This is a genomic window from Hungatella sp. SL.1.14, assembly GCF_024460495.1.
GTDB lineage: Bacteria > Bacillota > Clostridia > Lachnospirales > Lachnospiraceae > Hungatella > Hungatella hathewayi.
In genome coordinates this window covers 1-17,184 of the sequence record NZ_JANFYJ010000015.1, presented here as the reverse complement: position 1 = coordinate 17,184, position 17,184 = coordinate 1, and the positions used below count along the sequence as shown (strand labels likewise).

General features: G+C 38.8%; 16 protein-coding genes. 13 read left to right on the top strand and 3 right to left on the bottom strand.

Translation table 11 applies throughout. The annotated features are described in order from the left end of the window. Position 1: 1 nt before the first annotated feature. The 11 genes from NE473_RS16470 (at position 2) to NE473_RS16420 (ending at position 13,117) form a co-directional block, all read left to right on the top strand. Complete coding sequence (locus NE473_RS16470) at positions 2-862, top strand: carbohydrate ABC transporter permease (protein WP_022033437.1); 861 nt, start codon at positions 2-4, stop codon at positions 860-862. Positions 863-938: 76 nt separating this feature from the next. After that, a complete protein-coding gene (locus NE473_RS16465) occupies positions 939-1,763 on the top strand; it encodes a response regulator transcription factor (protein ID WP_022033438.1) in 825 nt (274 codons plus the stop codon). Between the two features lie 248 nt (positions 1,764-2,011). Then, the gene (locus NE473_RS16460) at positions 2,012-3,397 is read left to right on the top strand and encodes an MATE family efflux transporter (RefSeq protein WP_055651994.1); all 1,386 of its coding nucleotides are present in this window, start codon (positions 2,012-2,014) and stop codon (positions 3,395-3,397) included. A gap of 62 nt (positions 3,398-3,459) precedes the next feature. Beyond that, entirely contained in the window at positions 3,460-3,969 is a 510-nt protein-coding gene (locus NE473_RS16455; RefSeq protein ID WP_242866247.1) for a hypothetical protein, read from the top strand. Positions 3,970-4,365: 396 nt separating this feature from the next. Further along, a complete protein-coding gene (locus NE473_RS32870) occupies positions 4,366-4,518 on the top strand; it encodes a hypothetical protein (RefSeq protein ID WP_341465636.1) in 153 nt (50 codons plus the stop codon). Positions 4,519-5,173: 655 nt separating this feature from the next. Beyond that, positions 5,174-5,599: a hypothetical protein gene (locus tag NE473_RS16445; RefSeq protein WP_256265345.1), complete on the top strand. Its 426-nt coding sequence runs from the start codon at positions 5,174-5,176 to the stop codon at positions 5,597-5,599. 1,111 nt (positions 5,600-6,710) lie between these two features. Beyond that, the gene (locus NE473_RS16440; protein ID WP_055652007.1) at positions 6,711-7,658 is read left to right on the top strand and encodes an ADP-ribosylglycohydrolase family protein; all 948 of its coding nucleotides are present in this window, start codon (positions 6,711-6,713) and stop codon (positions 7,656-7,658) included. A 32-nt stretch (positions 7,659-7,690) separates the two neighbouring features. Next, positions 7,691-8,020, top strand: a complete 330-nt coding sequence (locus tag NE473_RS16435; protein WP_055651997.1) for a hypothetical protein — start codon at positions 7,691-7,693, stop codon at positions 8,018-8,020. 58 nt (positions 8,021-8,078) lie between these two features. Beyond that, positions 8,079-8,504, top strand: coding sequence for a Hint domain-containing protein (locus NE473_RS16430; RefSeq protein WP_055651998.1), 426 nt, complete (start codon positions 8,079-8,081; stop codon positions 8,502-8,504). 414 nt (positions 8,505-8,918) lie between these two features. Further along, positions 8,919-9,791 carry a protein NO VEIN domain-containing protein gene (locus NE473_RS16425; RefSeq protein ID WP_055651999.1) on the top strand — a complete coding sequence of 291 codons (873 nt, stop codon included), beginning with the start codon at positions 8,919-8,921 and terminating at the stop codon, positions 9,789-9,791. Positions 9,792-10,588: 797 nt separating this feature from the next. Further along, on the top strand, positions 10,589-13,117 hold the full coding sequence (locus NE473_RS16420) for a carboxypeptidase regulatory-like domain-containing protein (RefSeq protein ID WP_055652000.1): 2,529 nt from the start codon (positions 10,589-10,591) through the stop codon (positions 13,115-13,117). 86 nt (positions 13,118-13,203) lie between these two features. On the opposite strand, the gene NE473_RS16415 is transcribed toward NE473_RS16420, so the two are convergent. From NE473_RS16415 to NE473_RS16405, 3 genes are all read right to left on the bottom strand, one after another. Further along, on the bottom strand, positions 13,204-13,407 hold the full coding sequence (locus NE473_RS16415; RefSeq protein WP_022033443.1) for a helix-turn-helix domain-containing protein: 204 nt from the start codon (positions 13,405-13,407) through the stop codon (positions 13,204-13,206). A gap of 66 nt (positions 13,408-13,473) precedes the next feature. Continuing rightward, positions 13,474-13,737, bottom strand: a complete 264-nt coding sequence (locus tag NE473_RS16410) for a helix-turn-helix domain-containing protein (RefSeq protein ID WP_022033444.1) — start codon at positions 13,735-13,737, stop codon at positions 13,474-13,476. A 125-nt stretch (positions 13,738-13,862) separates the two neighbouring features. Beyond that, positions 13,863-14,858, bottom strand: coding sequence for a GGDEF domain-containing protein (locus tag NE473_RS16405; protein ID WP_055652001.1), 996 nt, complete (start codon positions 14,856-14,858; stop codon positions 13,863-13,865). A 489-nt stretch (positions 14,859-15,347) separates the two neighbouring features. On the opposite strand from NE473_RS16405, the gene NE473_RS16400 reads away from it, so the two are divergent. Continuing rightward, on the top strand, positions 15,348-15,476 hold the full coding sequence (locus NE473_RS16400; protein ID WP_256265344.1) for a hypothetical protein: 129 nt from the start codon (positions 15,348-15,350) through the stop codon (positions 15,474-15,476). Positions 15,477-15,756: 280 nt separating this feature from the next. Beyond that, the gene (locus NE473_RS16395; protein WP_055652002.1) at positions 15,757-16,707 is read left to right on the top strand and encodes a diguanylate cyclase domain-containing protein; all 951 of its coding nucleotides are present in this window, start codon (positions 15,757-15,759) and stop codon (positions 16,705-16,707) included. Positions 16,708-17,184 lie beyond the last annotated feature (477 nt).

The window sequence follows — 17,184 nt, the reverse complement described above, 5'->3', positions numbered from 1 at the left end:
CATGAACAGAGGGAAAAAAATATCGCTGGGAAGTGTAGTCATCTACATTGTTCTGGGCTTCTGGGCACTTACCACGATTTATCCGATTTTCTGGGTCATCATCAACTCCTTTAAGGCGAAGGGCGAGATCCTTTCGAATTCCTTTGCACTTCCTACAGGAGCGATGTTTACACTGGCTAACTACCGGACTGCATTTGAACGCCTCAGTATTTTCAGTGCATACCGCAACAGTATGATTATTTCTACTTCGGTGGCAGTGATTGTCATTGTTCTGGCCGGTATGGCATCATTCGGTCTGGTACGCTACGATTTCAAGCTTCGGAAACCGCTTAATTCACTGGTAGTAGCTGGTATGATGTTTCCGGTATTCTCCACAATCATCCCGGTATACCGCATGCTGAGTTCCATTCATATGGTCAATACGGAGAGTCTGGCTCTGTCCTTAACGAGCGTGATTCTTCCGCAGGTAGCAGGCAATATGTCCTTCGCCATCGTGGTGTTGACAGGCTATGTGCGCAGTCTCCCCATAGAACTTGAGGAGTCGGCTTACCTGGAAGGCTGCAATCCTTTCCAGATCTTTTATAAGATCGTAGTACCTCTTGCAAAGCCATCCTTTGCGACAGTGGCGATCTTTTCATTCCTCTGGAGTTATAACGATCTGTTTACTCAGATGTTCCTGCTGCGTCTTCCGCAGCACCGTGCCATCACGCGTCTGTTAAACGAACTGACTTCCAATGAAGGAACGAACTTCGGCCTCATGGCCGCTTCCGTGGCACTGGTTATTATTCCGATTCTGATTGTCTATATCTTCCTTCAGAAGTATATTATCAAGGGAATGACGGCCGGAGCTGTTAAGGGGTGATAAAAACTCGGAAGTATGGTATACTGATAGCAAAAGTGCGTTTATAAAATGACGTTCGGGGAAGAGTGGGAAGCAGATGTATAGAGTGGTAATTATAGACGATGAACCGATTATAGTAGAAGGTATTTCCAAGGTGGTGCCGTGGGCGGATTATGGCTGTGAAGTGACAGCGACCGCCTGCAGCGGCTTAGAGGGGCTGGAGATAATCCGAAAGCTGCGGCCGGATATTATCTTTACGGATATTTCCATGCCAGGAATGGATGGGCTGTCCATGATTGCGGCGCTCCGTGTGGAGTTTCCGGAGATGATGATTGCCATCCTGACCGGTTACCGAGACTTTGATTATGCGCAGAAGGCCATACGCCTGGGGGTGAATCGTTTCCTGCTGAAGCCATCCAATATGGATGAGATCAAGGAAGCGCTTCAGTTCATGGCGGATACGCTGAACAAACGAAAGGAACAGGAACATGCTTTAAAGACGCAGAACACGGCGGAAGTCTCAAGTACTACGGCGGCAGAACCGGAAGGGAATGCGGCGCCGGGTGCCGGTGGTAATGAAGATTCATCAGAACATAATGCCGGAAGCTTTATTGTAAAGACGGCGCTCAAATACATGGAGGAGAATTATACACAGAAGATCACTCTGGCTGAAGTGGCGGAAAAGACGTATGTCAGCCAATGGCATTTGAGTAAGCTGCTGAACGGCCATACTGGGAAAAGCTTTTCCGAACTTTTAAACCACATCCGGATCGAAGAGGCGAAGAAGCTGTTAAAGGACCCGTCTCTGAGGATCGGCGATATCTCGGAAGAGGTGGGATTCATGGATGTGGCGCATTTTTCCAAGGTTTTTAAGAAGCTGGAGGGGATATCGGCGAACGAATATCGGAACAGCAGAATTTAACTGAAGGATCATCCGGTTATAGTATGAAAATATTGTATGAGAAAACAGGGCGGTACAGAAAGGGAATTTTTCTGTGCCGGCCTGTTTTGTGATTGTGAAAAAGGTATAAACTATTTGGCCGCTGTACTGTAAAACCGGAAACTACTTGTAGTTTCTTTTATTATTCGATATAATAAAGATATTCGCCTGAAAACAGAGTCGTGTGGATCAGGCTTTTATTTCGAAAGAGAAGGAAGTTGGTAGGACGTATGGGTGGAAAGTTAAAAGCTTTATTTGCGCAGACAGATATGACGGTGGGGAAGCCATGGAAACAGATCGTTATTTTTACGATTCCCATGTTAATCGGTAATATCGCACAGCAGCTTTATAACACGGTAGACAGTATCGTGGTCGGAAAGTATGTAGGAGATAATGCCCTTGCGGCGGTTGGAAGTGCCAGCCCGATTTTAAATCTGCTGCTGGTGCTTTTTATTGGCATATCGATGGGAACCAGTATCATGGTATCACAGTTTTTTGGAGCAAAGGACAGGGAGCATCTGTCGAAGACGATCGGGAGCACCATTACCTTGACTGCGGCGGCCTCGCTGATCATTATGGTATTCGGTTCGGTGACAATCCGGCCCCTTTTAAAAATGCTGAACACACCGGCCAGTATCATTGACTGGTGTACTTCCTATCTGCTGATTCTGATTGTGGGAATCATGGGAGTCGCCTATTACAATATGTTCTGCGGTATCTTAAGAGGTCTTGGTGATTCACTGTCAGCTCTGATCTATCTGCTGATTGCAACGGTAATCAACATCATTCTGGATCTCTGGTTTGTAGCGGGGCTGCAGATGGGGGTGGCGGGTGTTGCTCTGGCTACGGTCATTGCACAGATGGTATCCGCGGTCCTCTGTTTCTTTAAACTGAAACGGATGACGGCTGTCTTTGATCTGAAGTTCCAATATCTCAAGCCGGATATGGAAAATATCATGACGATCCTGCGGCTGGGGCTTCCGTCCGGTATCACACAGGCCATTTTCTCCATGGCGATGGTTGTGGTTCAATCGCTGACCAACAGCTTCGGTGAAATGGTGATTGCGGCCAATGTTATTATTATGCGTGTAGACGGATTTGCCATGATGCCCAATTTCTCCTTTGGCACGGCAATGACCACATATTCCGGCCAGAATGTGGGTGCAAAGGAGATTGAACGGGTACATAAAGGCGCTAAGCAGGGAACCATGATAGCTGCTGGAACGTCAGCAGTGATCACAGCTCTGATTCTGATTTTTGGCAAGTATCTGATGGGGATCTTTACTAATACCTCGGAGCTTGTTGCGCTGAGTGCCAATATGATGAAGATTCTGGCAGTTGGCTATATCGCCATGGCGGTGACGCAGAGTCTCTCCGGTGTGATGAGAGGTGCGGGCGACACCATGACACCCATGTGGATTTCCATTGTAACGACTGTATTTATCCGTGTTCCGCTGGCATACGGCATCGCTTATTTTACAAAGACGCCGAAACTTCCGGGAGGCAGATACGAGTGTATCTGGGTATCCCTTCTGATCTCCTGGGTATTGGGCGCGGTATTGACTGTAATATTCTACAGGATTGGTAAATGGAAGAATAAGGGATTGGAATCATAAGAAATTGGGCCATGAGACAGAATCATGGACAGGAATAAAGGTTGAATCAGAGGTGAAACGATTTGGATGAACTGAGATGGTATTTATACGATCTTGTCCGCGAAATTATGGAAAAACATGGAATAGGGGAGTCGGCTTATTCCTTGGAGACGGTCAGGGAAGGTGCTGTGTGTCTGATTCCTTCTGAGCATGGTTTTCTGGTCACTGGCGGAGGGGAGAGGGAGTCGGAACAGGAAGATTTTTACCGCGGGAGCCGGGAATTTTTCCTGCGGATTTTCCAGGACGATGAAATGGCGGAGACCGTCATGCAGGAATTTCTGACGAGAACGCTGGACCTTCCGGCTATCATGAAAGGACCGAGCATAACGGGGCTGGAAGCCCGGATTTTTAAATGCCGGGAAGAGATGGCGGCACTGGAGCAAAAGGCACTGAAGCCGGATGGACAGAAATGGAAGATAAAACGCAAACTTGACCGTATTTACCTGGAGGGGCTTTTAAAACAATTAGAAGAAACGGATAAAAAACGGTATGAAAAAATAAAAACGGAAATAAATGATTCGGGAAGTGTATAGAAAATCATTTTTTGTTTAAAATAGGAGTATACCAAAGATGAGTGAATACTTATCCTCCCCTTTTAGTGCGGAAAGTCTAAAACCCCAGTGTTTATAGGCTTTCCGCATTTTTCGATATATGAAAAGTATTAAAAAGTGTTGCCAAGAAACAAAATTGAAAGAGACTTCAATAATATTGATGAATTTTGATAAAACATAAATAAAAATGTATAAAGCTGCTATAGGTATATTATTAGTTCTTCTGTCACATAATTTATGAGAAAATAAATTACAACAATACCAATAAAGGAGATAATCTATGATAAGAGGCGTAAGAAAATCACCCATGGAGAAATTACATAAACAGTTAAATGAGGTGCAGGAGAGTATCAGACAGTATGAAAGCTGTTTGTTACTTTGAAGGAAAAGGAAAAAAAATTACAGTCTCAGTTCGAACTGGAAGAGTTTAAGTCTATTCGTGGTTTGCTCACGGAACAGGGAATCGGAATGGAAGAATTAAAAGAAATGCGGGAGTCAAATGTAACGGCAGTAGAAGAGCAGAGCGCATAGATGTGAAAAATGGGGGGTGTGGAAAAATGGAATTAGATCAACTCCATTTTTTCACAGCCCCTTCAATATTTTTATTTCTCTCATAAAAGTCAATATCTCTTTCTGTAATGCATAGGCTTATAGTAGTAGGAATATCATAGGAGACGTTTAAAGAATCTTTGGAGTAATGAGGCTTATCTTTAACTAAAGTATAATAATTTGTTGGACGTGCTATTGTGATGTCGAAATTATTTCGCGTACAAAATAATTTTTATTCTTCTTCATTAAGACCATATATTTTAATTTTTTCATCTATATCTGTCTCCAAGGAGATCAAGCTACATCGAATCCAGAACACATGGAACAAGGGAAGCTTTAATAATCCTTATAACTTTTGTATCCACAGGTTCTGCTGTTAAAAAAAGCATGTGAGAAGATCAGCATCTGTGATTCTTTGTGCCGTTCCTGCCATAAATGTAACATGGTGTGCTCCCGGTTTGAGAAGGAATCCTGCCGACGGTTGGACAGGGATCCCTTTGTCTGTAATGGCTGTTCCAGAAAGAAAAACCTGTGCACCTTACCAACAAAGTATGATTACAATGCTCATGCTGCCTAACGTCATTACGAAGAACTCCATTCCTCTTCCCAGGCTGGTGTTAATAAATCCAGATCCGAAATGCACTGCATTGATGCGGTTGTCACTCCTTTGATCAAACAGGGACAGTCCCCCTACATGATCTTCATCAATCATCCGGAACTCGGTATGTCTGTTAAGACGCTCTATAACTACATTGAACAGGGATATCTCCTCATACGCAATGTAGACCTGAAGCGGAAAACAAAATTCAAGCTGCGTAAGAGCCATAAAACACGGATTACAGACCGGGAGATCTTTCTGGGAAGGGCCTATTCCGATTTCTCAGCGTTAGGGCTTTCCCGCTCTGAATTTGTTGAAATGGATACGGTATTATCCGCAAAAGACTATCTTAAATGTATCCTTACCCTATATTTTCCCGATACAGAGCTGCTTCTTGCACATCTCATGAACCGCTGTACTCCCGGCACTGTCCGGCTTGTATTTGATTCGAGGCCTTGCAGCTAAAATTCATCGCCCCCGATGAAGTGATACTGTCACCCAAGCTGCTGAAAAAGTAAAATCACATAAGAGACCACCGCCAGGCCGGTAAATATCTTTTTTCAAGCCGAACTGTGGAATTTAGTTTTACTCACCAGAATTCCAGAGGTCTTTTTACCATACCCAAAAACAGAAAGTTTCCCAGAAATTTGTCCCAATTATAGCACGAAATCCAGCATCTGTCTCTCGAAAACTTTAAATAGTATACACTTTTAAAGGGAAGGTGGAATTTACTCTAGCATACGGAATTTAAAATTTCAATTCAGCAAATGATTTTCGGTACTATTAAAATAGAAAGTGAATTTAGTTGTGTTTCTGTGGAAATTAATCTTCTCATAAGATATAATATATGTAAATAATGATGGTTTTGCAGAGTACAGGTATGAATACGGGCAGAGAACCCCAAATTCGATGGCGATTAATTTTATTCCGCTATTAAAGCGTTTTACAAAACAAGCAAGAGAATTAACTTCATTATAGTGATATTTTGAGCAAATTGACATTTACTTATAGAATAATATGAAAAACGAGGTAGTAGACTATGAATAAGTACAGATGGAATATCGAAATTAAAGATGAGGATTTATAAACTCTTTCAAAGGCTCCTCCGGTGGTTATAGTCGTACCACATACAATCGGCCATAGTGATTCTGTAGTTTCATGGGTCAGCTTTTAACTATGGCAACAAGATCCCGATGATTGGGATTTTGCAGACTATGCCTCGAACTCAGAACCCGTTAGTATGAATGATTTATCTGATCAGAAAAATGAATGCTATATTAATGACGATTATAACAGTCACCTGGATATAATAGCTGCTCCTGCTTTCTGTTATTTACGATGAAGGAAAAAAGAGTATTATTTACAGGTGGAATAATAAAAAAACGAAAAGAAAAAAGAGTATACTTGTTTAAAGTGCTATTTTATGAGGAGTATAAGGTGGAAAAACGGATAATATCGGGGACTACCCAATTAAAGTATTGTTAGACTGAAACTCATTTAAATAGAAGATATATGTCGATAAGTATTCAGTGATTAACAGGAAAACAATTGAAGAAAATGGGAAAGTGGAATGTTAATGAAGAATTTATATGATGGTATAATTGGACTGGCAATAGGGGACGCTTTGGGCGTTCCGCTAGAGTTCAAAACTAGATCGGAAATCGCAAAAAATCCTGTGATATCAATGCAAGAATATGGCTCACATAATCAACCGATTGGCACTTGGTCAGATGACACCAGTTTAACACTTGCCTTATTGGATAGCATAATACAATGTAAAACAATAAATCATGAAGATATCATGGACAAATTCTCAGCATGGTTGTTATATGGGGACTACACGGCATCGGGAGAAGTATTTGATGTTGGAAATTCCACCAGTAGAGCAATAATGAATTATGGTCGAGGAATGAGTCCTTTGAATTGCGGTGGAATATCGGAATATGAAAATGGCAATGGATCATTGATGCGTATCTTACCAGTCGCTTATTACCTTTGTTATCTAAGAGAAGATGAAAAAAAGTACCAAATGGAAGTGGTTCATAATGTATCAGCTTTAACACACAGACACCCAATCAGTCTGATTGGGTGCGGAATATATGTAAAAATTGCAATTAAAATGATATCTACAAGTTTAACGTTGAATGAATGCATTGCTGCTGGAATTCAAGAAGCGTTCGCTTATTATGAAAGTATGGGAGCTGAATATATTAGTGAATATAGTCGGTTAAAGAATCTCTATGCTTTTATGAAACTCTCAAATGATGAGATAAGAAGTAGTGGATTTGTAGTGGACACATTAGAAGCGGCAGTTTGGTGTTTGATGAACACCAATTCGTATAAATCTTGTGTATTGAAAGCTGTAAATCTTGGTTATGACACCGATACAGTTGGAGCTATAGCGGGTGGTCTGGCGGGAATTTATTACGGTGTAGATACTATACCAGCTGAATGGATTCAGGTTATTGCAAGGAGAAAATATATTAAACAATTGTGTGATCAGTTTGAAAGTTATTTCCAATAAAAGATTATCCTATATGGAGAGAGGTAGCTGCAATGAAGGTATGTACATATTGCAGGCGAGAAATTGAAAATGACAAAGCGGAATGCCCTTATTGTGGGGCAGCAGAGTTTATCGATAAATCTCCTGAAAAAGTATTAGATGAAGTATTACAACCTTCTGATAAAAAAACAACTGAAAACGTGGATTTTCAGATAAAAAACAACATTAATAAGAAGGAGTCTTGGATATATAGGGGAGTAAAATATATCTTTCTAGGTATCTTATTTTATATGCTGATAATGGTTATATTAGTAGTTATTTTACTCCTTTATGTTATAATTACGGGGAGTGTACCTGATTTTATTATGGCTTTATCAGGTTGAACTCCAAATCATGGAATGAAAAAATAGTGAAAATAAGAGAAAGTAGAGGATTAATATTATGAGATGTATAAATGGCTGCATGGATGGAAACACAATGATTTTGATGTTTGATGGAAGTAAAAAAAGTATATGTGAAATTAAGATTGGTGAATTAATACGTACAGATGGAGAGTCTTGCAATAGAGTTAGCAATATTTGGTGTGGACAAGATATGGTTATAAGAATTGTTACAGATAGTGGAAATGAAATTAAGTTAACTAAAGAACATCCAATTAAAGCGAAGAACGCTTGGAAGCGTGCCGGTGATGTCAAAGTTGGTGATGAATTATGTTGTGTTGATGGAATCTATAGAGTATGCACTATTGAAGCAGTGGATGGTGATGTTAGAGTTTATAATTTAGAACTTGAATATGATAACGATGGGATTTTTGCAAATAATATTCTTGTAGGAGATTTTAAGAGGCAAAATAGCTGTTTAAATTGATTAAGTAAGAACCTAAGAGGTACAATAATGTTGAGAAATGCTCGAAGCGAACTAGCCCTTTTTTATGGAAAATGTATTGAATTGGCCGGTTTTGTATTTTGTTGATCCGGATAAATAGGGAGAAAATGAAAAAGATAATTGGAGCGGTGGGAATAATTGTAACTGTGTAGGGGCGAAGCTTATGGTGATCACAGTTTAGAGTGGATTTATAAATATGCTAATGAGTGGAATATAAATCTGACTGATTACTATTAAAGGAAATACCCCGCTAAAAAGAGTGATATATAATAGATGAGGTAAATACGAGTTAGAAGGAAGGGATATTAGAGTTAAAGGATGCGATAGATTATATCACTAAAATAAAAAGACATTAAGTTAAAAAATGTTTCAGATGAATGGAGATGGGGCGGATAAATGCAAAAGATGATATTCTGTAACACTGGTTGGATGGAATACTATCAAGGTGGCCCGATATATGGGGGTGGGTCATTTGTTAAAGAGAATGGATATGGTTGGGAAATTTATAATTTTAAAGAAATTGATGGAAGAATGTATGGATATGCTCAGGCGATGGGTGCCAATAATCTAAAACGTCTTGATTGCGAAGTGAATAGAGATGACGAATATGTAAAAGATGTACTGGTGGTATTCACTGCGACTCATAAAGTCGGAGGAACATATATTGTAGGATGGTATAAGAACGCTGTTTTGTTACCAGAAGATATGAGGTTTACTTTCCCACAAATTCCTAGAGGAGTCAAAGGCGGTATGGGAGAATCAAGTATTTGGTATGCGGATTCTCCATTAATGGAATCTTTTAGAAATGAAGTTATAGAGTGTATTACTCATTATGAAAAAAGTGTAAAAAATATTAGAGAAAAAAAGGCGTTATTACGTACTTATGATATAGAAAAAAGAAAAGAAGTAGAGAAAAAAGCTATAGATTTAGTTGCTAGAGAATATCGAAGAAGAGGTTTTCAAGTAACATCTGTTGAAGATAAGAATTATGGGTGGGATTTAGAAGCGAAGTTCAAAAGTGTTTGTTACAAGCTTGAGGTAAAAGGCCTTTACGGAGATAAGATTTTTGTTGAATTAAGTAGAAACGAATATGAAAAAATGCGTAGCAATAGAGAACTATTTCGCTTGTGTATTGTAAGCCGATGTCTCAGTACAAAACCGTTTCTAAGTATTTTTTCTTTCTCTAATGAACGTCAACAATGGTTAGATGAAGAGGGGAATAATCTTGTGATTGAAGAAAGAGTATTGGCAAGATGTTATATTAATTAGAACATAAAAAGAAACTTTTGGGTTGCTTTTTTATAATTACTTCTTTTTTGAATTATAATAATTTTGTAACATATTAGCTGCGGCTAATGCGGCTTGGAATTCCGTGGAGGAAAAAGTCTTTTCCAATTCTCTGAATTCGGGAGTATCCAAAAAACTGCCTTCAGCCCATAGTAACCAATGACATATCTTATATCAGTTTTCCTATTTACACAAAACTTGAAACTCTCTATACTGTTGGAACCGATGGTGTATGGAATTCTTAGAAAAATAAAACAATTGTATTATCTCTGCTGTGGTGAGTCTCTTGTAATTACAGAGGCCTCCCGGTTTTTTATTATTCAATAGCTTTTAATAATTTTTCCTTACTTTTTTGCGCTTTTTTGCAGCAATAGCGGCTTCTTTTGGGCCTTAGCTTCTGTAGCTTTTTCGGATTTGATCTGTTGCTTATAAGCTGCTTTAAGTTCTTCTTTTATGGTTTTTAAATCAGTTTCTAATTTCAACCCTTTTTCATTTAACTTAGCGGATTTCCGGTAAATGTGTAGGGGATTATAGCAGAGAAAATAAAGGTAAACCGACGTTCCATCTAATAATAGTATGGGAACATCGGTTTATTTTGCTGAAAGCATATTAGTAAATGATGATTAGAACGACTTTATAGAAAAAGTCAATAGATTTCACAAAAAATAATTCCCAAGAATTTTGGGAATATTTACTAAAATTTGTTTGACTGTATTATCTAATATTGCTATATTTAATATAAGATATAATAATTAATTGATTCAGGAGGGGGATAATCAGTGAATAAGCGCAAAATCAAAGGCATATTGACGTGGATATTGATTTTTATTATGTTAATGCAGAATACTGCATATGCCGAAGGCTGGAAACAGGAAAATTCAGACTGGTTCTACGAGCAGAATGGTACAAAGCAGACGGGCTGGATAAATGATGGAACAGGTCGGTATCATTTTGACGAAAATGGCAAGCTGCAAACAGGATGGTATCACGAAAATCAAATATGGTACTTTTTAAACACTGCTCATGATGGCTATTACGGAAGAGCATTATCCAACCAATGGGCATGGATTGATGGTTACAGCTATTCCTTCGATGCAGATGGAAAAATGTATGCAAATTGCATTACTCCGGACGGATATGAGGTAAATGCAGACGGAAGATGGACAGTAAATGGAGTGGTACAATTTATTGAAGGGAAAGGTATTATAACAACAGCCACAACGCCTGGGAGTGGAAAAGTTTCCGGTGGCGTAACAAGAGGCGGAGGTGGTTCCGGCGGAGGTGGCGGTGGCGGAGGAAGCCATAGCAGTGGAGGAGGAAGCAGCTCTGGAGGAGGAAGTTCCAGTGGATCAACTGAAAATAAAGGTATCGAATATATAGAAGGATTAGAAATAAAGAATACAGAATTTGTATTAGATGAGGAGAACCAAACGGTAGTTGTATCTGATTCAGCCCTAACTACTGGCTGGACAGAAGGAACTGTATATGTCTTAAAGGATAAATCTTCCCCGGAAAATGACATTGCTATAAGGGTTACAGCAATAGAAAATTCAGAGCAAGGCGTAATCATTCATTATGAGGAACCTGCACTTGAAGAAGTTATAAAATCTATTGATGTCCAGGGAACACAAGCAGTGAGTGGTTCGTTTACGCCAGCTGAAGGCGTTACTATAACTCCTGTTAAAAACTATAGATCGAGATCAATTATCAGCGGAACCACAAATTTATTCGAGCCATTTAGAATTGAAGGAGAATGGGAAGGTATAACACTGTCAAGTGTTTTCAAAACAGAAAGCGTTGATTATCGTATTGTAACAGACGATACAAGTATAGGGCTCGAAGAGATTAGTCTTGTTTTCAATAATACTTATGACGGAACTATACAATACAATGGAACACTGAGCAAGAATTTGGAAGTAACATTAGGCGAAATAAATGTTTTATTGCCTTACGGATTTATTGTTAGTGGTAAAGTATCTCTTACATTTGATTCAGATGGCAATATTGAAATTGGATTTAAGATGTATAATGTAACTGGAGGCAGTTACACTAAATCTGATGGATTTACTCCTGTGTTTTCACTTGAAGGCGGTATATCGAGTGTTAAATTAGAAGGGTCTATGAGTGCATGTATAGTGTTGGCACCGGAAGTTAGTTTTTTGAAAATTCGATTGGCTGCCAATGAAACAAAAGCAGGAATTGGATTTGTCGGAAAAGCGGAAATTTTAAGTAGAGATCCATTGGCTTTGTGTATGGACGGAAAGGACTATTGGATTTTAGATGAATCTATAGATATCGGCCCCGAGATATTGCCCTTGTATCATTACGAGAAGAGTATTTATAATGTTGATAATGCTTTAATAGATAATTTACATATTGAAGAAACAGGTATTGTACCAAAATGCACCCGCCAAGGTGGCGAAACTCATTTAGACCGCATTTATCAGGGAACTATAATAGATTCAGTTACGCAGAATCCGATCAATAATATTACTGTTACTATAGTGGATCAGGATAATGTTCTGGTTGAAACTGTCTATACAAATGAAATGGGATTTTTTAAGGGGAAACAGTTGCCACCGGGCAAATATACTATTTATGCGTCGTCTGAAGAATACGAACTCTATGAGTCAACGTTTGAAATAATTGATGGTCAGATAACAAACATGTCCATTAGTTTAAAACCTACTTATTTTGAAAGCTGTAACTTCTATGGGCATGTAGTAAGAATGGTTGATAGTATCCCAATTTACCGGGCAAAAGTTGAAATAGTCCATGGTGGGACAATCGTAGATACTATTTATACAGATGAAAATGGATATTATGAAAGTAAATTACTCAATTCGGGGGAATATATTTTTCAAATATCTGCTCCAGGTTGTATCACGATTGTGCAGGCATTTTCTATAGGTATGGGAGAAATTAAAGGTCTTGATTTTTGTATGATATTGTCAGAAGCGGTGGTTAATTCTCATCTAAATTATGTTGATAATCAGCCTGATAATGTAGAAAATAAGGATGATAGCCAGACAGCCTCTCCAAGTAATGCACAGCATGAACAAGAATCTGCTGATACAAACAACAATCAGCAAGATAAAACAGATATAAATATAGATAAGGCAGATCTTCAGGAAAATGGAGTGGTATTTGATGAACAGGAGACATCAGATATTGCAGAATTTGAGGTTGCTTTGGATTTTTCAGACGAAGAAGGAACGCCGAAAGTCTTGGATAATGAAGAAACCGGTAAGATGGACGACAATACTGGATATGATGGTAGTCAAAGAAAGTCACTGTTGATAACATGATATAAATGACTGATTCATTTCTGCTGACGGTCGATAAAGAGAAAGCTGCAATCTTTGCTATTAATAAAAGTATTGTAGCTTTCTCTTTATTGAGTGACTTTATCAAATTCAACAATCTCATTTATTTGACAATCAAGAATTTTACATAGCTTTTCGGCAGTGAGCATAGTGATGTTAGCATTATTTTTTAGATTATGAATCGTCTTCTTATCAATGCCCTGCTTGATAATCTGGTAGGTTGTAATATTCTTTTTATCCATAGTTTTCCATAATGGTTCGTAACTGATCATATTGGTACCTCTTACAATTACTATACTTTGCAAAATGATCATTGTTCTAGGAGGTGTTTTTGGTATCTAAGATTTCTTACTCGTTAGTAAATGATATTTTTGAGATAAAGGATAAGGTTTTCTTGTATCCGTAAGTCCGGTTAGATAATCAACCGATGTTTTATGAAATTTTGCTAATTCGTGTAAAATTTCTATCGGAATATTAACATCTCCAGCTTCGTAATGAGCATAAGTTCTTTGCGGCACCCCAAGAATCTCTCCCATTTCTTTTTGATTTAAATTGCAGTCTTTACGCAAATCGACGATCCGTTCAAAATTATAGTTTTTCATCCAATTTTCTCCTGCTTATATAGACATTCTAAAATTGCTATATTGGAACGAGAAATAAATAATGAAATAGAAAACTCTGGAAACGGTTTTAAACTTTGTTTTCGGAGTTTTTATTTTTTATGACGTTAAGAAGTTCCTGCTGGTTTCAGCGGGAAGCAGTGATGCAGCAGAAGTTTATCTTCAATCTCAGTCATCGCTGAAAAAAAGGATTCGTAGATTCTCTGGGCAATCAGTTCCACATTTTGACTGTTCACGTCAGAAACCATAATGAGATATTGACAGCTGCTGTACTGGGTGAAAACGTCGCCGAGACGAAGCGAATGCTGAATTACAGATTTTAAGGTATCTATCTGCTTCTCACGGGTTAGCAGCTTTGGTAAGTCACCATTTTTATCAGTCAAAGTAAAGAGAATAATGTAGACGCTCTCACTGCTTCGGCGTAGTCTGCGTTCTACAAAGCGGTAGATTCTTTTGAAGGTCTCATAATCCTGGCAGTATGCGCCGGAAATAAGCTCCTGCTCTGACAATTCGGAGCGAATCAGTGCCATATCGATATCGATGCTTTTTCTGGCGGCAGAACGGCGCTGCTCGGCCGCAGCCACAACCGGTTTCCTGTCTTTTTTCCGTTTCTCCGCTAAAAGAAGTTGATCAGCGCGGTCAAACAGACTTTTATAATCATCCCCGGGCTGATACAGACTTCCACACACAGTGGCGGAGATACCATTGATAAGCGGATTAGTCATTTGGATACCCAAAAGGCGGATTCGGATCTGATAGCACCGCTCATCGATAAAATTCTGATTCTGTTCGAGCGGCATATAGATCACGAATTCATCTCCGCCTATCCGGCCTAAAATATCCTGTTTGAAGGTCATGAGGTTCAGGATTCTGACGACCTCCTGGAGAACACAATCACCGGCAATATGACCATATCGGTCGTTGATCTGTTTAAAGTGATCCATGTCCAGTACGAAAAGGACACCTGTCTTTTTTTCGGACAGCAGCTGATTGATCTTAGTCTCTGTAGCACCACGGTTATAAATGCTGGTTAACCAGTCGTGGTTGGCCAGTTTACTTAGTTTTTTATTTTCCTCTTCTAAGGCTGCTAAATCCTGTTTCATATATGTATTCCTCCTGTTTCTATGCTTTAATCATACACATAAAACCCATGATAAGTCAAGAATGTGACGAAAAATAAATTAAAAAGGTAATTAAAACGAATAAACGGCAAAAAAATAATCAGGATGGCAGCTATTTTTCCTAATGCTTCGGATTATAATAAAGCTATATTTAATCTAAATTTAGTAATTATTAGAGGAAGCGCAGGGAGGTAAGAAATTGGACGAGGAAGTAGATCAGATGAATGTTGATTATGAAGCAGAATTTGATGGGCATAGCTTGTATTGTCATTACTAAAGAAGGTTTACCTCTCTAACTTCGTTATAGCATAAGTTCTTTAAGTACCCCCCTCAATGATCGCAATGATACCCGTCCCTTCTATAATACAGGCATTTGATATGCACATTCTTATATCAGCGCGTATTTATGAATATATTTATGATAGTGAAAATGGTCACCGCGTATGGTATAATAGCTATGCGGAGGCTTTATTGGACGAAGGTGCGGCATGTGAATGGGTCTGTATAATGTCGGGTGAAAGAATAAAGCAGATAAAAGGCGAGATGGGCGAGAAAGGGGTATACTATGAATCTGGAAGAATTCGTGCAGCAGAAAAATGATTCTGAATTATGCGAAGCATATAAAGAATTACAGGTGATGAAAGAAACCGGGAACAGAGGATTTCAAATAATGAAAATGCTGATGCTGTGCAAAACATCTTTTTCGTGTTCCGAGGCTGACATGACTACAGTCGAAAATGCAGTTTGTTGTGAAATGGCGAGGCGGTATTATGATATAAAATGTAATAGTTAAGAGAACAGGGACTGTAATTTGTAAAGACAGTAATAATTGTATAAATGTTTGATTAATCTGAGACTTGAAAGAACAGGTAAATGCAGCATGGAAAAGAATATAAGTGCAAATGATTTTTGCCGTTTTATTTGGAAAAGTTATTTAGAGGAGCGCAGGTATGATCTTATAAGCGATTTTATCTCCGATAAAATCAGCATTATAGGAACGGGTGCGCATGAAGTTGAAAGAAATTTACAGGAATTTATTGCTAAGATAGAAGAGGAGAGTCAAGAATGGACTGGGCGTTTTATCATCCGGGATCAGTGGTATCAGACAACTGAACTTTCTGATTCCCATTCTCTCGTGATGGGAGAACTGGCTGTAAGAGAAGATGCCGATGAAGGGATCCTGTATGATATGTGTTTTCGATTCACAATTGTGCTGGAAAAAGCGGAATGTGGCTGGAAAATAGTACATATTCATCAGTCTGTAGCCGATCCAAATCAGGCGAGTGATGAATTTTTTCCCCATCATATGGTGGAACAGACCTATACACAAATTGTGTATAATCTGAGACACGATTCTCTGACTGGATTATTAAACCGGCTGTATTTTAAAGAAACCTGTGAGCGCTTTCTGACAGCTGGGGATAGTGGTGCATTTTTAATGATAGATATAGATATGTTTAAAAATATTAATGATCAATACGGTCATCCTGCCGGAGATAAGACGTTGATTTCATTTTCAGAAAGCCTGAAGTCGGTAATTGCACCGAATGCCTTAGCTGGTCGTGTTGGCGGAGATGAATTTACTCTGTTTTTACCTGGTATGAACCATAAAGGGGAGATGGAAGGTTTCTTCACAATGCTGAATACAGACTGGGGAGAAAGGCAAAAGTTACTGCAAATGCATGAACCGGTCTCCATTAGTGTGGGGGTTACGTTTACTTCAAAGGGAAATAATTCTTACGGGGTTCTATTGAACAAGGCGGATCAGGCGCTTTATCTTGCAAAGACAAATAAAAATGATGGGCTTGTGCATTGGGAATTTCTTCTCTAGGGGATCTGGTTTAAAAGAAAAGAAGGTGCTGATGCGATATTTGATCAGCACCTTTAATTGTAGATAGCTTCCTGTATGAATTCCGGGCAATATGAAATATATGATTGGCTAATTTCTGTCAGTAAGTAAAATAGTAGGATACCATCTGGAAAATACAACCTTATTCTTTATTACTTCAGGATCATTTCCAAAATTAATTTTGACAACCGCCCCGCGGCTTGATATAATAAAATCAGAAATTGCGAATGGCTTCGGCCGTTCGCATTTCGTCGTTTAAGGGGATATGAACAGATTCGTTCATCTTGAGAAAGGAGGGAAGTTGAGGGCAGATGTAACTATATAATGAAAATATAAGCAATTTGGTAATATGTCAAGAGGAAAATGAAAAAGATTTTCTAAGAAAAGGGTAACTTTAATAAACCTACGGTTCAAAAGAAACGTAAGTTCGATATGCACTATGGATTACCTACTCTTTTC